This is a genomic window from Arthrobacter sp. SLBN-53 (assembly GCF_006715585.1).
Taxonomy (GTDB): domain Bacteria; phylum Actinomycetota; class Actinomycetes; order Mycobacteriales; family Mycobacteriaceae; genus Mycobacterium; species Mycobacterium neoaurum_A.
Genome location: NZ_VFNN01000001.1, coordinates 2,239,212 through 2,255,997 on the forward strand (window position 1 = coordinate 2,239,212; position 16,786 = coordinate 2,255,997).

General features: G+C 67.5%; 19 protein-coding genes. 4 read left to right on the forward strand and 15 right to left on the reverse strand.

The genetic code is table 11. The annotated features are described in order from the left end of the window. Positions 1-53 precede the first annotated feature (53 nt). Positions 54-674: a carbonic anhydrase gene (locus FBY28_RS10665; protein ID WP_141866565.1), complete on the reverse strand. Its 621-nt coding sequence runs from the start codon at positions 672-674 to the stop codon at positions 54-56. Here FBY28_RS10665 and FBY28_RS10670 point away from each other — a divergent pair. Then, positions 673-1,593, forward strand: coding sequence for an iron-sulfur binding domain-containing protein (locus FBY28_RS10670; protein ID WP_141866567.1), 921 nt, complete (start codon positions 673-675; stop codon positions 1,591-1,593). The two genes, FBY28_RS10665 and FBY28_RS10670, sit on opposite strands and share 2 nt — an antisense overlap. Positions 1,594-1,652: 59 nt before the next feature. Here the strand turns inward: FBY28_RS10670 and FBY28_RS10675 are convergent, their stop codons facing one another. After that, positions 1,653-2,624: a GlxA family transcriptional regulator gene (locus FBY28_RS10675; protein WP_141866570.1), complete on the reverse strand. Its 972-nt coding sequence runs from the start codon at positions 2,622-2,624 to the stop codon at positions 1,653-1,655. A gap of 71 nt (positions 2,625-2,695) precedes the next feature. Between FBY28_RS10675 and FBY28_RS10680 the strand changes: the two genes are divergently transcribed. Beyond that, on the forward strand, positions 2,696-2,962 hold the full coding sequence (locus FBY28_RS10680) for a hypothetical protein (RefSeq protein ID WP_141866572.1): 267 nt from the start codon (positions 2,696-2,698) through the stop codon (positions 2,960-2,962). Here the strand turns inward: FBY28_RS10680 and FBY28_RS10685 are convergent. Continuing rightward, positions 2,936-3,706, reverse strand: a complete 771-nt coding sequence (locus FBY28_RS10685; protein ID WP_141866574.1) for an alpha/beta fold hydrolase — start codon at positions 3,704-3,706, stop codon at positions 2,936-2,938. The genes FBY28_RS10680 and FBY28_RS10685 overlap by 27 nt on opposite strands. A gap of 41 nt (positions 3,707-3,747) precedes the next feature. Here FBY28_RS10685 and mhuD point away from each other — a divergent pair, with 41 nt between their 5' ends. Continuing rightward, positions 3,748-4,059, forward strand: a complete 312-nt coding sequence (gene mhuD / locus FBY28_RS10690; protein WP_019512603.1) for a mycobilin-forming heme oxygenase MhuD — start codon at positions 3,748-3,750, stop codon at positions 4,057-4,059. Then, a complete protein-coding gene (locus FBY28_RS10695) occupies positions 4,040-5,383 on the forward strand; it encodes a serine hydrolase (RefSeq protein WP_216847618.1) in 1,344 nt (447 codons plus the stop codon). Before mhuD ends, FBY28_RS10695 begins: the two co-directional genes overlap by 20 nt. A 24-nt stretch (positions 5,384-5,407) precedes the next feature. Here the strand turns inward: FBY28_RS10695 and FBY28_RS10700 are convergent, their stop codons facing one another. The 12 genes from FBY28_RS10700 to FBY28_RS26005 all read right to left on the reverse strand — a co-directional run bounded on the left by FBY28_RS10700 (position 5,408) and on the right by FBY28_RS26005 (position 16,777). After that, entirely contained in the window at positions 5,408-5,803 is a 396-nt protein-coding gene (locus FBY28_RS10700; RefSeq protein WP_141866576.1) for a DUF302 domain-containing protein, read from the reverse strand. Between the two features lie 68 nt (positions 5,804-5,871). Next, positions 5,872-6,426 (reverse strand): histidine phosphatase family protein, encoded by a 555-nt coding sequence (locus tag FBY28_RS10705; protein WP_141866578.1) that lies wholly within the window; start codon positions 6,424-6,426, stop codon positions 5,872-5,874. Then, positions 6,423-7,220 carry a CbtA family protein gene (locus tag FBY28_RS10710; protein ID WP_141866580.1) on the reverse strand — a complete coding sequence of 266 codons (798 nt, stop codon included), beginning with the start codon at positions 7,218-7,220 and terminating at the stop codon, positions 6,423-6,425. Before FBY28_RS10710 ends, FBY28_RS10705 begins: the two co-directional genes overlap by 4 nt. Positions 7,221-7,244: 24 nt before the next feature. After that, positions 7,245-7,460: a CbtB domain-containing protein gene (locus FBY28_RS10715; protein ID WP_141866582.1), complete on the reverse strand. Its 216-nt coding sequence runs from the start codon at positions 7,458-7,460 to the stop codon at positions 7,245-7,247. A 208-nt stretch (positions 7,461-7,668) separates the two neighbouring features. Further along, on the reverse strand, positions 7,669-10,194 hold the full coding sequence (gene clpC1 / locus FBY28_RS10720) for an ATP-dependent protease ATP-binding subunit ClpC (protein WP_141866584.1): 2,526 nt from the start codon (positions 10,192-10,194) through the stop codon (positions 7,669-7,671). A 230-nt stretch (positions 10,195-10,424) separates the two neighbouring features. Continuing rightward, positions 10,425-10,766, reverse strand: a complete 342-nt coding sequence (gene lsr2, locus FBY28_RS10725) for a histone-like nucleoid-structuring protein Lsr2 (RefSeq protein ID WP_019512609.1) — start codon at positions 10,764-10,766, stop codon at positions 10,425-10,427. 107 nt (positions 10,767-10,873) lie between these two features. Next, complete coding sequence (lysS, locus tag FBY28_RS10730; protein WP_141866587.1) at positions 10,874-12,373, reverse strand: lysine--tRNA ligase; 1,500 nt, start codon at positions 12,371-12,373, stop codon at positions 10,874-10,876. Between the two features lie 15 nt (positions 12,374-12,388). Beyond that, positions 12,389-13,192 (reverse strand): type III pantothenate kinase, encoded by an 804-nt coding sequence (locus tag FBY28_RS10735; protein ID WP_019512611.1) that lies wholly within the window; start codon positions 13,190-13,192, stop codon positions 12,389-12,391. A gap of 2 nt (positions 13,193-13,194) precedes the next feature. Continuing rightward, on the reverse strand, positions 13,195-13,602 hold the full coding sequence (panD, locus tag FBY28_RS10740; protein ID WP_141866588.1) for an aspartate 1-decarboxylase: 408 nt from the start codon (positions 13,600-13,602) through the stop codon (positions 13,195-13,197). After that, on the reverse strand, positions 13,602-14,537 hold the full coding sequence (gene panC, locus FBY28_RS10745) for a pantoate--beta-alanine ligase (protein WP_141866590.1): 936 nt from the start codon (positions 14,535-14,537) through the stop codon (positions 13,602-13,604). Before panC ends, panD begins: the two co-directional genes overlap by 1 nt. After that, a complete protein-coding gene (locus FBY28_RS10750; RefSeq protein WP_141866592.1) occupies positions 14,534-15,463 on the reverse strand; it encodes a Rossmann-like and DUF2520 domain-containing protein in 930 nt (309 codons plus the stop codon). Before FBY28_RS10750 ends, panC begins: the two co-directional genes overlap by 4 nt. Positions 15,464-15,547: 84 nt before the next feature. Next, complete coding sequence (locus tag FBY28_RS26005) at positions 15,548-16,777, reverse strand: DUF6779 domain-containing protein (RefSeq protein ID WP_160145472.1); 1,230 nt, start codon at positions 16,775-16,777, stop codon at positions 15,548-15,550. Positions 16,778-16,786 lie beyond the last annotated feature (9 nt).

A 16,786-nucleotide genomic window follows, 5' to 3' on the forward strand; every position in this document is an offset into this window, starting at 1 on the left:
GTGACCTTACAAAGATCGTTTCGTGACAACCGGGCCCGCACTCGGCGGTCCGCTCACTGCTCGCCGATGTCTCCGAGGTGGGTGCGCAGCTGGACGCGGCCGTCGGAGAGGTGATACGTCAGGCCGACGATGGCCAGAGTGCCGGAGCGCACCCGATCGGCGATCACGGTGGAGCGGGCCATCAGCTGTGCGGCGGTTTCCTCGACATGGCGTGCCTCGAACTCGTCGACCCGGCCGAGGCCGTCCCGGCGGCCCGCCAGGATGGAGGGCATCACGCGTTCGACGATGTCGCGGATGTAGCCGCCCGGGATCTCCCCGGCGTCCAAGGCGTTGAGGGTGGCCTTCACCGCACCGCAGCTGTCATGGCCGAGCACCGCGATCAGCGGCACGTTGAGCACCGCGACGGCGTACTCGATCGAGCCCAGGACGGCGGTGTCGATGACATGGCCCGCGGTGCGCACCACAAACATGTCGCCGAGGCCCTGGTCGAAGATCAGCTCGGCGGCAACCCGGCTGTCACCACACCCGAACAGCACCGCGGTGGGTGTCTGCGCCTCGGTCAGGCGTGCCCGGTCTTCGATCCCCTGGCTGGGATGCTCGGGCCGACCCGCGACGAAACGCTCGTTACCCTCCTTGAGTGCCTTCCACGCGGAGATCGGATTCGAGTTCGGCATGAGCAGAAGTATGCCCCAGCCCGAATACGGCATCGACCCCGGCGAGCTTCTGGCGTGGTTCGACTCCGCCGAGCGCGACCTGCCGTGGCGACGACCGGAGGTCACCGCCTGGCAGATTCTGGTCAGCGAGTTCATGCTCCAGCAGACCCCGGTGAACCGGGTCGAACCGATCTGGCTGGATTGGATTGCGCGGTGGCCGACACCATCGGCCACCGCTGCCGCGTCCGCCGCCGATGTGCTGCGCGCCTGGGGCAAGCTCGGGTATCCGCGCCGCGCCAAGCGGTTACACGAGTGCGCGGCGGTCGTCGCGGCCGAACACGGTGACGTGGTGCCCGCCGATGTCGAGACCCTGCTCGGACTGCCCGGCGTCGGCGCCTACACCGCGCGGGCCATCGCCTGCTTCGCCTACCGCCAACGGGTTCCCGTCGTCGATACCAATGTGCGCCGGGTGGTGGCCAGGGTGGTGCACGGCGTCGCCGAGACCCCCGCCCGTTCCGGCGACCTCGCCGAGGTGGCCGCCCTGCTCCCCGAAGGCCCTGCCGCCCCGCGCTTTTCGGCCGCGCTGATGGAACTCGGCGCAATCGTGTGCACGGCGCGCAACCCCCGCTGTGGGATCTGCCCGTTGAGCTCGTGTCGGTGGAAGTCGGCCGGCTACCCGCCGGCGAGCACCCCGGCCCGCCGCGTCCAGCGCTACGCGGGCACCGACCGTCAGGTCCGCGGCAGGCTGCTCGACGTGCTGCGGGCAGGCACCGGACCGGTCACCAGGGCCCAACTCGACGTCGCCTGGCTGACCGATACCGCCCAGCGTGACCGGGCGCTGGATTCGCTGCTGACCGACGGTCTCGTGGAGCAGACCTCGACGGGGCTGTTCGCCCTGGCCGGCGAAGGTGACGATGCGGGTGAGGGACGAGCCCGCTGAGGAACCGAGCATCCCACCACGAAGGTGACGATGCAGGTGAGGGACGATGCGGGTGAGGACTAGGCGCTCTGCTCGCTGGCGTCGTCGCAGGAGAACCGGCGCCGGTAGTCCGACGGTGTGACCCCGATGACGCGGCGGAAGTGGTGGCGCAACAGCGTCGCGGTACCGAATCCGCAGCGGTCGGCGACGCGGTCGATGTCGAGGTCGGTCTCCTCGAGCAGACGCCGGGCGTAGAGCACCCGCTGGTCGGTGATCCACTGCATCGGGGTGCGTCCGGTCTCCTCGACGAACCGGCGGGCGAAGGTGCGCGCCGACATGTTGGCCCGTGCCGCCAGCGCCGCCACCGTGTGTTGCTTGTCGAGGTTGGCCAACATCCAATCCAGCTGCGGGGCAAAGCCTTCCGAGTAGCGAACCGGGATCGGCTGGTCGATGTACTGGCGTTGCCCGCCATCGCGTTGCGGGGGGACGACCATCCGGCGGGCGATCTTGTTGGTCACCTCCGCACCCAGCTCCCGGCGCACCAGATGCAGGCAGGCATCGATACCTGCGGCGGTGCCCGCGCTGGTGATCAGGTTCCCGTCGTCGACGAACAGCACATTGCGGTCCACCCGAGCGGTGGGGTTGGCGGCGGCCAGGTCGTCGGCGTGCATCCAGTGCGTGGTGCACGGCCTGCCGTCGAGCAGACCGGCGGCACCGGCCAGAAACGCCCCCGAACACACCGTCAGGACGGTCGACCCGGATTCGACGGCCCGTCGGACCGCCGCCAGCGCCTCTGGCAGATAGTCGGATCCGGCGATCGCCGGGATGGCGACCAGGTCGGCACCGATCAGATCATCGAGCCCGTGGTCGGGGGTGAGGGTGGCACCCACCGAGGTGCGGACCGGCTCGCCGGCGCGAGGGCCGCACACCTTGAAGTCGAAGTTGGGGACGCCGTCGGCAGAGCGGTCGATGCCGAAGACCTCGCAGATCACGCCGAACTCGAAAATCGCTAGACCATCCAGCACCAGCACCGATACGCTCGATATCGCCATGGCAGCATTTTATCTGAAGGTGTCTTTTCTGCCACTGTTGGCGGAATATCGATCAACGGAGCATTACTGCCATGACCACCGCACTGACCTACCTCGCCCTCATCGCCGTCCTGCTCGCACCCTTCGCCCTCACCCTCGCGCTCGGCCGCGCCGCCCGGCGCTCGGGCATCCTGCGCCTGCACCTCGACCAGTTCCGCATCGCCGCGCCACTGGCAGGCAGCTTCCACGCCGACGACCGTGACGGACTGCGCGCCCAACACGACATCGACGCGATCCACAGCAGGTTCGCCGAGCATCCGACGTGGCCGACCTCAAGCGCCTCCGGTGAGCGCCGCTAAGAACCCCTCGACGGCCTCGCGATAGACCTCCGGCGCATCGTCGTGGATCAGATGACCGGCCCCTGGAACCGGACGATACGTTGTCCGATAACCGATTTCGTGCATCCGACGCATCTGGCCGGGCGGCGCGACGGTACCCTCGGCCTCCAGGAGCAGCACCGGCGCCCGCACCGCCTCCCACTGCTGCCAGTAGTCGCGCATGCCCCACTGGCCGGCGATCTCGATCCAGCGTTCGACATGCCCGTGCAACCGCCACCCCGTGGCCGTGCGGTCGAACGCCTCCAAGAAGTACTGCCCGGCCACCGGTCCGAACTCCCGATAGACCTGCTCGGCGGTCTCGAACTCCACCGGCAACGCCTGCACCCACGGTTCCCATGGCCCGGTGGTGCGGCCGCGGAAGTCCGGCGCCATGTCCTCGACCACCACGGCGGCCACCAGGTCCGGGCGTTCGGCGGCCAGACACCACGAGTGCAGACCGCCCATCGAATGGCCGATCAGCGTCACCGGGGTGCCCAACACGGCCACCGCGTCGGCCAGATCCTGTACGAACCGCTCGGTGCTGATCGGGTGCGGATCGTCGACGTCGCGGCCGCGGTGCCACGGGGCGTCATAGGTGTAGACCGCACCCAGTTCGGTCAGCCACGGCAGCTGCCGCGACCAGGTACTACCCCTGCCCATCAGGCCGTGCACCAGAACCAGCGGGGCCCCGGCGCCACCGCGCGCAGTCAGAAGTTCGGTCCGCATGCCGACATCCTGCCCGGGCCGGACACGGGTAACCTCATGCCATGCCCGTCGTGAAGATCAACGCCATCGAGGTCCCGGCCGACGCAGGCCCGGAACTGGAGAAGCGGTTCGCCCACCGCGCCCACGCCGTCGACAACCAGCCCGGCTTCCTCGGCTTCCAGCTGCTGCGCCCGGTCAAGGGCGAGGATCGCTACTTCGTGGTGACCCAGTGGGAGTCCGAAGAGGCCTTCCAGGCCTGGGCCAGTGGCCCGGCCGTCGAGGCGCACGCCGGACAGCAGACCAAGCCCGTCGCCACCGGCGCGTCACTGCTGGAGTTCGAGGTTGTGTTGGACGTTGCGGGGACCGGCAAGTAACGCGCCGCGGCGCGTAATCGCTCTCACCGCGCTGGCCGCCGCCGTGGCCGTGATCGGTTCCGGCTGCACGCATACCGGGCCGCCGGTGGCCGAGGCCGCCTACGGCATGCACATCGAGACCAACACTCCGCAGGGGCTGCGCGCCAAGCAACTGCTGGACATGGTCAATTCCGACTGGCCGATCGGTGTGGTGCCCGTCGCGACGCTTGCCGCCCCGCAACAGGTCGAGTTCGTCGCCGGCGCGATGGATCGACTGTGGGCGGACCGCCCCATCACCGTCACCGCGCTGTCCCTCGGTGCCGGTGAAGCCACCCTGCATGTGCGCAACTCCTACAACGTCGAGCAGAAGATCGAGATGCGCACCGGCGACGGCGGCCTGGTCGACCGGTTCGAGGTGACCGTCGAACCGCCCAAGATCACCCAGTGGTCCGATATCGACACCGAGATCCAGAAGTCCGGCGCCACCTATGCCTACCAGGTGTCCAAGGTGTCCGACGGCAGGTGCGACATGGTGGCGGGAACCGATGTCGACACCGCCATGCCGTTGGCATCGATCTTCAAGCTCTACGTCCTGCTGGCGCTGGCCGAGGCCGTCAACGCGGGCACCGTCTCGTGGGACGAGCAGCTGACCATCACCAAAGAGGACAAGGCCGTCGGCTCCGCGGGCTTCAACGATCTGGACCCGGGATCACGAGTATCGGTCAAGGCCGCTGCCCAGCAGATGATCTCGGCCAGCGACAACATGGCCACCGATATGTTGATGGCACGCCTGGGGCCCGGCGCGGTGGAACGGGCGCTGGTCGCGGCCGGACATCACGACCCGTCGTCGATGACCCCGTTTCCCACTGCGCACCAACTGTTCTCGATCGGCTGGGGCAAACCGGATGTCCGCGAGGAGTGGAAGAGCGCGTCACCGCAACGGCGTGCCGCCATGCTGGCCCGTACCGGAACGTTGCCCTATGAACCGGATCCGATGCTGACCCGCGTCCCGGCGTCGCCATACGGCATCGAGTGGTACGGCACGCCGATGGACATCTGCCGGGTGCACGCCGCGCTGCAGGCCGCGGCCACCGGGCCGGCGGCACCCGTGCGCGACATCCTCTCGGCCACCCCCGGTATCGAACTGGACAAGGCGCGATGGCGTTATGTCGGGGCCAAGGGCGGCAACCTGCCGGGCGATCTGAGCTTCAGCTGGTACGCCGAGGACCGCACCGGACAGGGCTGGGTGGTCAGCTACCAGTTGAACTGGCCGGAGTACCGCAGCCTGACCGCGGCCACCTGGCTGCTGTCGATCGCAACCCAGTCATTCGGGCTCATTCCCTGACAGACGGGCGCGCTGGGCCCGCCTTCACAGCGAGTCGATGGCGGCACGCAGCTTGGCGGCGGCCTCGTCGGCGATCTCACGCATGCCGGGTCGGTCGGAGACCTGGACCATGATCTGCGGGTCCATCGCGTCGACGATCACCGTGCCCTTTTCACCAGAGGTGTCCGCGCGGACAGCTACATTGCAGGGCAACAGCAATCCGATCTGGCGGTCGGCGTTGACCGCGCGGTGGGCCAGCGGCGGGTTGCACGCACCGAGGATCAGATAGTCCTCGATGTCCTCGCCGAGCTTGGCCTTCAGGGTCGCCTTCATGTCGATCTCGGTGAGCACACCGAAACCCTGGTCCGCCAATGCTTTGCGGGTGCGCTCCACCGCATCCTCGAACGTCGTGTGCAGCGTGGTCGACAGTGCGTAGCTCATGTTTCCTCCATTTCGTCGTCGTTCACGCACCCTCAACCTATCCAGCTCGGCCCCGGACATCGGCTGGTTCAGCGCAGCCGCAGCGTCCAGGCACCGCGGAAGTGCACGGTCACGCGGGCCGCCGGCGCGATATCGACGCGCCAGAAGGATGTCGGTGCCGCGTTCAGTGCGGTCAGGATGACGGCCCTGATGACGGCGGGATGGGTGACCGCGGTGTGCCGGCCACCGCGCGCGGCCACACCGTCGAGCCAGTGACGCACCCGGTCGCACAGTGCGGCGATCGACTCGCCGCCGTGCGGAGCCGCCGTCGGGTCCGTCAGCCAACTCGCCAGCCCGGCGGGGTCCACATCCTGCAGTGACATCCCCCGCCACCGACCGCAGTCGAGGTCGGCCAGCGCGGGTTCGATGGCCGCCGGTCCGCGCAGCGCCTGCGCGGTCTGGCCGGCCCGCTGCTCGGGGCCGCAGCACAAAATGCCGGGATCTGTGCCGGTTCGAGTCGCTGCGAGGTCGGCGACCTGGCGGGCACCGAGCGCGTTGAGAGGTTCGTCGGCGGGGAATCGTCCGGCTGCCATCGCCTCGGTCATGCCGTGAGAGACGAGGGTCAGCCGGACGACCTCACTCACGCCGCGACGAACTCGCGCTTGTTCTCCAGGAGCCGCGACACCAGTGCGGCGAACACCAGACCGATCGTCGCCCACATCACCAGCTGCGTGCCCAGCGAGTAGAGCCGGAACTGGTAGAGGTCGTCGGCGGGGAACGCGCCGAAGATGATCACGCCTGCGTCATCGCGGATCGGGCCGGGAGTCTCGGCGATGGTCGGCATGATCAGGAACACCACGGCGATCGCCACCAGGTAACCGGCACCGCCGATCAGAGCGGCATTCCAGGCACCGAACCTGTCGGCCAGCCGCCGCCCCGCCAGCACCGCGCCCACCAGCAGCGCCGCCGACAACACGGTCAACAGCAGATACAGCAGGGTGCGCTGCTGGATCGTCTCGTCCAGGCTGACCGCCGGCGGGTTCGGCGGGTACTTCAGCGACGGCACGATCCATAACGCGATCAGCATGCCGCCGGCCAGCAGGACGGCGGTGGCCCTGGCCGACAGCGTGGAAATCCGTCCGTACGCGACACAGAACAGGACGGCCAGCAGCGCGCCCATCGCCACACTGAACGCGACCAGCCCGAAGCCCAACCCGATCGTGGACTGGACGGTCCGGGTGATCTCGATGCCACCGTCGGCACCGTGTTCATGAGCGTGGCCGCCGTGCTCGATCGCCTGATGTGCGGCGCTGACGCCGTCCTCGAACTCGATGGCACGGTCGATGACCGGCTCGATGAAGATCCAGGACCAGACGAATGCGAGTACGCCGCCGAGGGCGCCGGCCAGGAGGCCGCGCCCGATGATTGCCTTTTCCATCGGTTTTTGTTCTGCTTTCGGCGTCTAGTGGCAGGGGAAGCCGAGCAGATGGCGGGCGTCATGCACGAACTCGTGGATGACGGTGTTGGCGCCGAACACGGAGGTGGCGCCCTGATCCATACCGACGAAGTAGAGCACCAGCAGGGCGAAGAATGCCGTCAGCGACAGCCAGGCCACCGCGCTCGCGGCGGACAGGTCCACCGCACGTGCACCGGCCCTGGGGGTTTCAGCAGAAGTCATATCCGATCCTTTCGGGAGTTCGCGTCCCAGATTCGTATCGTTGGGACGGACACCGGGTCTGACTTTCACAGTGGCGCGACCGTTCTGGGATTGCACCAGATTCCGTCATCCGTCGAGAGCAGTTCGGATACTACGCCGGTCCTTCGGATGCGGATAGACAAAGCCCCCCGCCGGATTGCTCCGGGCGGGGGGCTCTGTGCAGTTGTCGTTACTCGGCCGCGGTGGCCGCCAGATCGGCGTCCTCCGTGGACCCGGCCGACTTGGGCCGGCCCGCGAACGTGAACTTCGCGTTCTCGCCGGCACCCTCGCCGTCCCAGCCCTCGACGTCGACGGTGACGATCTGACCCGGTCCGACCTCTTCGAACAGGATCTTCTCCGACAGCTGGTCCTCGATCTCGCGCTGGATGGTGCGACGCAGCGGCCGCGCACCCAACACCGGATCGAAACCACGCTTGGCCAGCAGTGCCTTGGCCTGGTCGGTCAGCTCCATCTCCATGTCCTTGGCCCGCAGCTGGTTGCCGACCCTGCCGATCATCAGGTCGACCATCTGGATGATCTCGTCCTGCGTCAGCTGGTGGAACACGATGATGTCGTCGATACGGTTCAGGAACTCCGGACGGAAGTGCTTCTTCAGCTCGTCGTGCACCTTGAGCTTCATCCGCTCGTAGTTGTTCTCGCCGCCACCTTGGGTGAACCCGAGACCCACCGCCTTGGAGATGTCGCTGGTACCCAGGTTGGAGGTGAAGATCAACACGGTGTTCTTGAAGTCGACCGTGCGGCCCTGACCGTCGGTGAGACGGCCGTCCTCCAGCACCTGCAACAGGGTGTTGTAGATCTCCTGGTGCGCCTTCTCGATCTCGTCGAACAGCACAACGGAGAAAGGCTTGCGGCGCACCTTCTCGGTGAGCTGGCCGCCCTCTTCGTAGCCGACGTAGCCCGGAGGGGCACCGAACAGCCGCGACGCGGTGAAGCGGTCGTGGAACTCGCCCATGTCGATCTGGATGAGCGCATCGTCGTCGCCGAACAGGAAGTTCGCCAGCGCCTTGGACAGCTCGGTCTTACCGACACCGGACGGGCCGGCGAAGATGAACGAACCCGACGGGCGCTTGGGATCCTTGAGCCCGGCGCGGGTGCGGCGGATCGCCTTCGAGACGGCCTTGACGGCGTCCTCCTGGCCGATGATCCGCTTGTGCAGCTCGTCCTCCATGCGCAGCAGACGCGTGGTCTCGGCCTCGGTGAGCTTGAACACCGGGATACCGGTCCAGTTGCCGAGCACCTCGGCGATCTGCTCATCGTCGACCTCGGCAACCACATCCAGATCACCGGAGCGCCACTGCTTCTCACGCTCGGCACGCTGCGCGACGAGGGTCTTCTCCTTGTCGCGAAGGTTGGCGGCCTTCTCGAAGTCCTGCGCGTCGATCGCCGATTCCTTCTCCCGGCGGGCGTCGGCGATCTTCTCGTCGAACTCGCGCAGGTCCGGCGGAGCAGTCATCCGGCGGATCCGCATCCGGGCACCGGCCTCGTCGATCAGGTCGATCGCCTTGTCCGGCAGGAACCGGTCGTTGATGTAGCGGTCGGCCAGGGTGGCCGCGGCCACCAGCGCACCGTCGGTGATGGACACCCGGTGGTGCGCCTCATAGCGGTCACGCAGACCCTTGAGGATCTCGATGGTGTGCTCGACGGTCGGCTCGCCGACCTGCACCGGCTGGAAGCGGCGCTCCAGGGCGGCGTCCTTCTCGATGTACTTGCGGTACTCGTCGAGCGTGGTGGCACCGATCGTCTGCAGCTCGCCTCGCGCCAGCTTCGGCTTGAGGATCGACGCGGCGTCGATGGCGCCCTCGGCGGCTCCGGCACCGACGAGCGTGTGCAGCTCGTCGATGAACAGGATGATGTCGCCGCGGGTGTTGATCTCCTTGAGCACCTTCTTGAGGCGCTCCTCGAAATCACCGCGGTAGCGACTGCCGGCGACAAGGGACCCCAGGTCCAGGGTGTAGAGCTGCTTGTCCTTGAGCGTCTCGGGGACCTCGCCGTGCACGATCGCCTGGGCCAGGCCCTCCACCACGGCGGTCTTACCGACGCCGGGCTCACCGATGAGTACCGGGTTGTTCTTGGTGCGCCGGCTCAGCACCTGCATGACCCGCTCGATTTCCTTCTCACGGCCGATGACCGGATCGAGCTTGCCCTCCATGGCGGCGGCGGTCAGGTTGCGGCCGAACTGGTCGAGGACCAGCGAGGTCGACGGGTTGCCGGATTCGCCTCCGCGACCTCCGGTGCCCGCCTCGGCGGCTTCCTTACCCTGGTAGCCGCTCAGCAGCTGGATGACCTGCTGACGGACCCTGGTCAGTTCGGCGCCGAGCTTGACCAGCACCTGGGCAGCCACGCCCTCGCCCTCGCGAATCAGACCGAGCAGAATGTGCTCGGTGCCGATGTAGTTGTGGCCGAGTTGCAGCGCTTCGCGCAGCGACAGTTCCAGCACCTTCTTGGCCCGCGGCGTGAACGGGATATGCCCCGAGGGCGCCTGCTGGCCCTGGCCGATGATCTCCTCGACCTGGCTGCGCACCCCTTCCAGGGAGATACCCAGCGACTCCAGAGACTTGGCCGCTACGCCTTCACCTTCGTGGATGAGGCCCAGCAGGATGTGCTCAGTGCCGATGTAGTTGTGGTTGAGCATCCTGGCCTCTTCTTGGGCCAGGACGACGACCCGACGGGCACGGTCGGTGAATCTTTCGAACATCCGTGGTTACCTGCTCTTCCTCACGTGGGTCGGCAACGTGCGCTGAACTACTCGCCGCTCCTTGCGTCCACTGTAGTGGGCACGCGACACGGGTGCTTTTCTCGGTGCCGCGGTTTAAGACATAACGCGCGGCGAAGCCAGAACGTTTCCCGAAAGGGGATGCACAGAGTTCGCCGTCAGCGAAGTTGTTTACCCGGCCGACCGTGGCGCAATCGAACTTTTCGTGGCGATCAGGTCGCCGCGTGGAATGCGTCGATGACCTCTGCCGGGATACGGCCGCGGGTCGAGACATTGTGACCGTTGCGGCGGGCCCAATCGCGGATGGCCGCGCTCTGCTCGCGGTCGATGGCGGCGCGGCCCCGCCCGGTACCCGCCGAGCGGCCGCGACGCCGACCGCCGACCCGCCGTCCAGCCTCGACCCACTGCTTGAGGTCACCGCGCAGTTTGGCGGCGTTCTTGGAAGAAAGGTCGATCTCGTAACTCACACCGTCCAACGCGAATTCCACGGTTTCGTCCGCGGCAGCTTCACCGTCGAAATCGTCAACCAGCGTAACGGTAACTTTCTTCGCCATTCAGCTCACACTGACCCTTCTGTGGCCATACCTAGATTTGTCCCGAGACCCTGCGGCAATGCTTACATATGTGCCGAACTCATTCAACAACCGCACCGTTAATGGGCTCAGATTGAGTGTCTGCGCACAATCGGGAACAAAACTGTCTCCCTAATCGTCAGCCCCGTCAAAGCCATCAGCAGTCGGTCAATACCCATTCCGGTGCCGGTGGTCGGCGGCATCGCGTACTCCAGAGCGGCCAGGAAATCCTCGTCGAGGCGCATTGCCTCGTCGTCACCGGCCGCCGCCGCCCTGGCCTGCGCGGCAAAACGTTCGCGCTGGACCACGGGATCGATCAGTTCGGAGTATCCGGTCGCCAGTTCGAACTTGCGCACATAGAGATCCCACTTCTCCGTCACGCCCGGAATGCTGCGGTGGGCGCGGGTCAGTGGGCTGGTCTCGACCGGGAAATCACGCACGAAGGTCGGTTCCCACAAGTTCTCACCGACAGTGTGTTCCCACAGTTCCTCGACCAATTTCCCGTGGCCGTAACCGCGATCCGATGGAATCTCGACCCCGAGCCGGTCGGCAATTGACAACAGGTGTCGCAGTTCGGTGTCCGGGGTGATCTCTTCCCCCAAAGCGGCCGACAGTGACGGGTACATTTCCAGCGTCTGCCATTCGCCATCAAGATCATAGATAGTGCCATCGGCGAGTGGCACCTGGCGAGTTCCCAACGCCTCGTCGGCAACTTCCTGAATTAGTTCACGAGTGACGATCGCGGAATCGTCGTATGTCCCGTAAGCCTGATAAGTCTCCAACATCGCGAATTCCGGCGAATGCGTGGAATCGGCGCCTTCGTTCCGAAAGTTCCGATTCAGCTCGAAGACCTTCTCGAAACCACCGACAAGACACCTTTTCAGGAACAGCTCCGGGGCGATCCGCAGGTAGAGGTCGGTGTCGAGGGCATTCGAGTGCGTGACGAACGGCCGCGCGGCGGCACCGCCGGGCAGCGTCTGCAGCATCGGCGTCTCGACCTCGAGGAAGCCCCGGCGCTCCAACGCCGAGCGCACCGCGCGGACCACCGCAATGCGCTGTCTGGCGATGCTGCGCGCCTCGGGGCGCACGATCAGGTCGACATAGCGCTGCCGCACCCGCGATTCCTCGCTCATCTCCTTGTGCGCAACCGGCAACGGCCGCAGCGCCTTGGAGACGATCTGCCAGGAATCGGCGAGCACGGACAGCTCGCCGCGGCGCGAGCTGATGACCTGGCCGTGGGCGAAGACGATGTCGCCGAGGTCGACGTCGGCCTTCCAGGCGTCCAGCGACTCCTGGCCCACCTCGGCGAGGCTGATCATGAGCTGCAGCTGGGTGCCGTCACCGTCTTGCAGCGTGGCGAAGCACAGCTTGCCCGAGTTGCGGGCGAAGACGACCCGGGCGGCCACCCCGACCAGGTCCCCGGTCTGGGTATCGGCGGCCAACTCCGGATACGCGGCCCGCAGCTCGCTCAGGCTGTGGGTGCGCGCCACCTGCACCGGGTAGGGGTCACGGCCTTCGGCGAGCAGGCGCTCACGCTTGGCCTGACGGATCCGGTACTGCTCGGGGATGTCGTCTTCATCAGAACTCACGACATGCCAGCTTAATCAGCGTCGACCACGCTGGTTGTCGCGGTTGCGCTCGAACACCAGCCGCAGCCCCTCCAGGGTCAGGTGCTGGTCGTAGTGACCGACGGTGCGCAGGTCCGGCAGCACCAGCGGCGCCGAGTTTCCGGTGGCCACCACGGCCACATCGGAGCCGCCGAAACCGGAGACATCGGCCCTGATGCGGTCGACCAGTCCATCCACCAACGCCGCGAAACCGAACACCGCACCGGACTGCATGCATTCCACGGTGTTCTTGCCGATCACCGAACGCGGTCGGGTGAGCTCGACCCGGCGCAACGCCGCAGACCGCGCGGCGGCGGCATCGGAGGACACCTGCACGCCGGGAGCGATGGCACCGCCGAGGAACTCCCCTTTGGCCGAGACCACGTCGACGCAGATCGATGAGCCGAAGTCGACGACGATGGCCGGTGAGTTGTACTTGCTGTAGGCCGCCAGGCAATTGACGATCCGGTCGGCGCCGACCTCCTTGGGATTGTCGACCAGCAGCGGGATCCCGGTGCGCACACCGGGTTCGATGAGCACCTGGGGAATCGATGGCCAGTACTGGTCGAGCATCAGCCGGATCTCGTGGAGCACCGAGGGCACCGTCGACAGGGCGGTCGCCCCGGTGAGGCGCTCGGAGTCGTCACCGATCAGACCGTCGATGGTCAACGCCAACTCGTCGGCGGTGACTTCGGATTCAGTGCGAATACGCCAGTGCTGCACCACTTTTCCGTGCGTCCCCGGGCCGGCTATGAGGCCGACCACGGTGTGGGTGTTGCGGACGTCGATGGCGAGCAGCACGGCTAGCGGGGTGACATCAGGCCGGCGGCGTCGGCCGGCACATGGGCGGGATCGGAACCGAGATCGATCTGTTTGTTCTCGGCATCGACGAAGACGATCCGGGGCTGATACGTGCGCGCCAGGGAATCCTCGATGGTGGCGTAGGCGATCAAGATGACGAGATCACCGGGATGGATCAGATGTGCTGCCGCACCGTTGATCCCGATCACACCGGTTCCACGCTGCCCGGTGATGGCGTAGGTGACCAGTCGATTGCCGTTGTCGATGTCGACGATGGTCACCTGCTCGCCTTCGAGGATATCGGCGGCGTCCATCAGGTCGGCGTCGATGGTGACCGAACCGACGTAGTGCAGGTCGGCCTGAGTCACCGTGGCACGGTGAATCTTCGATTTGAGCATCGTGCGTAACATCAGTTCCTCCAAGGCAATTCGTGCTCGTCAAAAGGGACGTCCGGACCGGGACCGGACGGCACCCCGAGATCGATCGCGATATTGTCCAGCAGCCGGGTGCGGCCCAGCCGGACGGCCAGCAGCATGCGCGCCCGCCCGGTCTGCGGCGCGGGCCCCAACCAGGTGTCGCGGACCTCCAGGTAATCCACGCTGATGGCGGGGACCTCCTCCAGGACCGCCCGCGCGGCGTCCAGCGCGGCGTCGGCACCCTCGCCGGCGGCGTACGCCCCGGCCAGCAATGCCGACGGAATGGCCAGTGCCTGTTCGCGTTCGAGTTCGTCGAGGTAGCGGTTGCGTGAGGACATCGCCAGCCCGTCGGATTCCCGAACGGTGGGCACGGCGACGATCCGGGTGTCCAGGTTCAGGTCGTCGGCCATCTGCCGCACCAGCACCAGCTGCTGGTAGTCCTTCTCGCCGAAGAACGCCTGGTCGGGTCGCACGATCTGGAGCAGCTTCATGACGACGGTCAGCATGCCCGCGAAATGCGTGGGCCGGACCGCGCCCTCCAGCTGAGATCCCAGCTCACCGGGGTGTATCGAGGTACGCGGACCTGCCGGGTACATATCGGCCGCGGTGGGGGTGAACGCGATCTGCACGCCTTCGGCGCGCAGCGCCAGCAGGTCCTCGTCGAGGGTGCGCGGATAGGCGTCGAGATCCTCACCGGCCCCGAACTGGGTGGGATTGACGAAGATCGACACCACCACCACCGAGCCCGGTACCTGCTGTGCGCGGCGGATCAGGGTGAGATGGCCGTCGTGCAGGGCACCCATCGTCGGCACCAGCATGACGCGCCTGCCGGTGCTGCGCAGGGCCCTGGTCACCTCGGCGATCTCGCCGGGCCGTCGATAGATGTTGAGTTCCCCGGCCGTGAACGCCGGCGGTCGGCGATCGATCACGATGTCTCCTTCGCAGCGCCGTTGTCGAGTAGTACGTCGAACACGTCCGCAGGCGCGTGGGCACGCTGGGCCGTCCGCAGTGAATTGGCCCGATAGGCCTGGGCCAGCGCCGGATCCGTCTCGGTGAGCGCACCGAGATGACGTGCCACCGCGGCGGCGTCGCCGCGGGCGACCGGACCGGTCAGGGCGGCCTGGCCGCGCTGCAGCGCGTTCTCCAGTGAGGCGCGCGCCAACGGGGCGACGATCCGCTCGGCCAGCCCGCCAGGGGCGTCGCCGATGAGCTCCTGGCCGAGCAGCTCCTGTCCGCGCAATGCGTCACGCAACGCCTCGATCGCGTCGAGCACCACGGTGATCAGGTGGTTTCCGGCGTGAGCCAGCGCGGCGTGATAGAGGGTGCGGGCGTCCTCGCGGACCCGGAACGGTTCGCCGCCGATCTCAAGGACGAGCGACTGGCCGATGGCGTAGCCGATCTCATCGGCCGCGGTCACCCCGAAACAGGCGTCGGACAACCGGTCGATGTCCTCGTCGGAACCGGTGAAGGTCATGGCCGGATGGATGGCCAGCGGCAGGCATCCCTGTTCGGTCAGCGGCGTCAGGATGCCGATCCCGTTGGCGCCGGAGGTGTGTACCACGATGGTCCCCGGTCGTACCGAGCCCGTGCCGGCAAGACCGCTGACCAGCGCCGCCAGCTCGGCATCGGGCACGGCCAGCAGCAGCAGTTCGGCGCGGGCAGCGACCTCGTGCACCGGAACGATGGCGGTGTCCGGTAGACGGCGAGCTGCGCGTTCGCGCGACGGCACCGAGATGGCGCTGCAGGCGACGACGACATGTTCGGCGCGTTCGAGCGCGACCCCGAGCGCGGTGCCGACCCGGCCTGCCGAGATGATGCCGACGCTGAGCCGGGCCGGACGCAGTCCGTCGACCATGACAGACGACCTCGCAGATTCGCTGGTACTGAAACGTTGCGGTCCTGCCGTCGCAGGTACCGCACGGGCTGCGGTGAGCCTAGCTCACTCCTCGCGACGCCTGCGTCGGCCGCCTCCGCCGGGGCTGGCCTGCAACCGGGACAACAATTCGGAGACCGGCTGGCCACCGCTGTGCTGACCGCCGGGCTCGGGCTCGGGTGCCGCGGGTGCGTCGTCGGGTCCGCGATGCCGCGGCGCAGGGGCAGGCGGCATCGGGTCCACCGGCGGGGCGACCGGCGGAGTCTGATCGGCCTCGGGCGGCACCGCGTGCCGGGACCGCCGATATGCCTCGGCCATATCGGGATTGGCATGGCGGCCGCGGCGCGCTTCCCGATCGGCCACTGCATCGGGCATCGGGGTGGGCGGTGAGGTGGGCATCGGGGTGGGCGGTGAGGTGGGCACCGGGGCCGGGGCGGGTGGCGGGACGGGCGGGGTCTGTGGCTCCGGCTCCGGTGGGCTCCAATTGCTGCCCGGGGCGCCGGCCGGAATCCACTGGCCGTCGGCCGGGGCCGGGTTCCACTGTGCCACCAGCGGTTCGGCTGGTTCGACCGGCTCCACGCGCGGGGGCACCACGGTGGGCGCAGGGGTCGGAGTCGTGGTGCGCCGCTGCCACGGCGGCGCGGACTGCTCGCCCTGGGGGCTCTCCGATGCCCGCCGATGCGCACCCCCGGCGGGCTCGGCCGGCGGCGCCCATCCGAACTCGGGTGGCTGCGGTTCGACGGGCACGTCGATGATCGGGCTCTCCTCGGTGCGCGGTTCAGCCTCACTGCGCACGGGGGCGTCGATCCGGCTGGCGATGACCCGACCCGCCGGACGTTCGGTCTCAAGGGCCGGTCGCTCGTCGAGATCGGCGTCGAAGAGGATCTCCAGGTTGGCCCGCAACGCCGCGAGTTCGGCGCGCAATGCGGCCACCTCGTCGGAGGACTGGGCGCGCAGCTCAGCGGACAGCTCGCGACGCAACTGGGTCTCGACGGCCAGTTCGTACTCACGACGGGCCGAGATCTCGCGGTCCAGCTGCAGGTCGTACACGTATTTCAGGTCGCGCACCTTGGCCTGGTCCAGATCGCTCTGCCTGCGATAGATGAAGGAGGCGAAGGCCGCGGCCACCGCCGCCCACAGGGCCAGCACCACAGCCAGTTTGAGCAACTCGACACGATTGGTGAACACCAGCACGGTGCTCGAGACGATGGCCAGGACCAGCAGGACGGTCAACAGCACCCACCCCGGCCTGCGGTTGACGCGCCGAACGCGCATGCCGCGGGAGGGGTCGGTCATGGGCTCCGA

Coding starts and splice junctions, on each gene's coding strand:
- FBY28_RS10670 (WP_141866567.1), top strand. CDS start 673: ATGAGCAGAAGTATGCCCCAGCCCGAATACGGCATCGACCCCGGCGAG.
- FBY28_RS10665 (WP_141866565.1), bottom strand. CDS start 674: ATGCCGAACTCGAATCCGATCTCCGCGTGGAAGGCACTCAAGGAGGGT.
- FBY28_RS10675 (WP_141866570.1), bottom strand. CDS start 2,624: ATGGCGATATCGAGCGTATCGGTGCTGGTGCTGGATGGTCTAGCGATT.
- FBY28_RS10680 (WP_141866572.1), top strand. CDS start 2,696: ATGACCACCGCACTGACCTACCTCGCCCTCATCGCCGTCCTGCTCGCA.
- FBY28_RS10685 (WP_141866574.1), bottom strand. CDS start 3,706: ATGCGGACCGAACTTCTGACTGCGCGCGGTGGCGCCGGGGCCCCGCTG.
- mhuD (WP_019512603.1), top strand. CDS start 3,748: ATGCCCGTCGTGAAGATCAACGCCATCGAGGTCCCGGCCGACGCAGGC.
- FBY28_RS10700 (WP_141866576.1), bottom strand. CDS start 5,803: ATGAGCTACGCACTGTCGACCACGCTGCACACGACGTTCGAGGATGCG.
- FBY28_RS10710 (WP_141866580.1), bottom strand. CDS start 7,220: ATGGAAAAGGCAATCATCGGGCGCGGCCTCCTGGCCGGCGCCCTCGGC.
- FBY28_RS10715 (WP_141866582.1), bottom strand. CDS start 7,460: ATGACTTCTGCTGAAACCCCCAGGGCCGGTGCACGTGCGGTGGACCTG.
- clpC1 (WP_141866584.1), bottom strand. CDS start 10,194: ATGTTCGAAAGATTCACCGACCGTGCCCGTCGGGTCGTCGTCCTGGCC.
- lsr2 (WP_019512609.1), bottom strand. CDS start 10,766: ATGGCGAAGAAAGTTACCGTTACGCTGGTTGACGATTTCGACGGTGAA.
- panD (WP_141866588.1), bottom strand. CDS start 13,602: ATGTTACGCACGATGCTCAAATCGAAGATTCACCGTGCCACGGTGACT.
- FBY28_RS10750 (WP_141866592.1), bottom strand. CDS start 15,463: ATGGTCGACGGACTGCGTCCGGCCCGGCTCAGCGTCGGCATCATCTCG.
- FBY28_RS26005 (WP_160145472.1), bottom strand. CDS start 16,777: ATGACCGACCCCTCCCGCGGCATGCGCGTTCGGCGCGTCAACCGCAGG.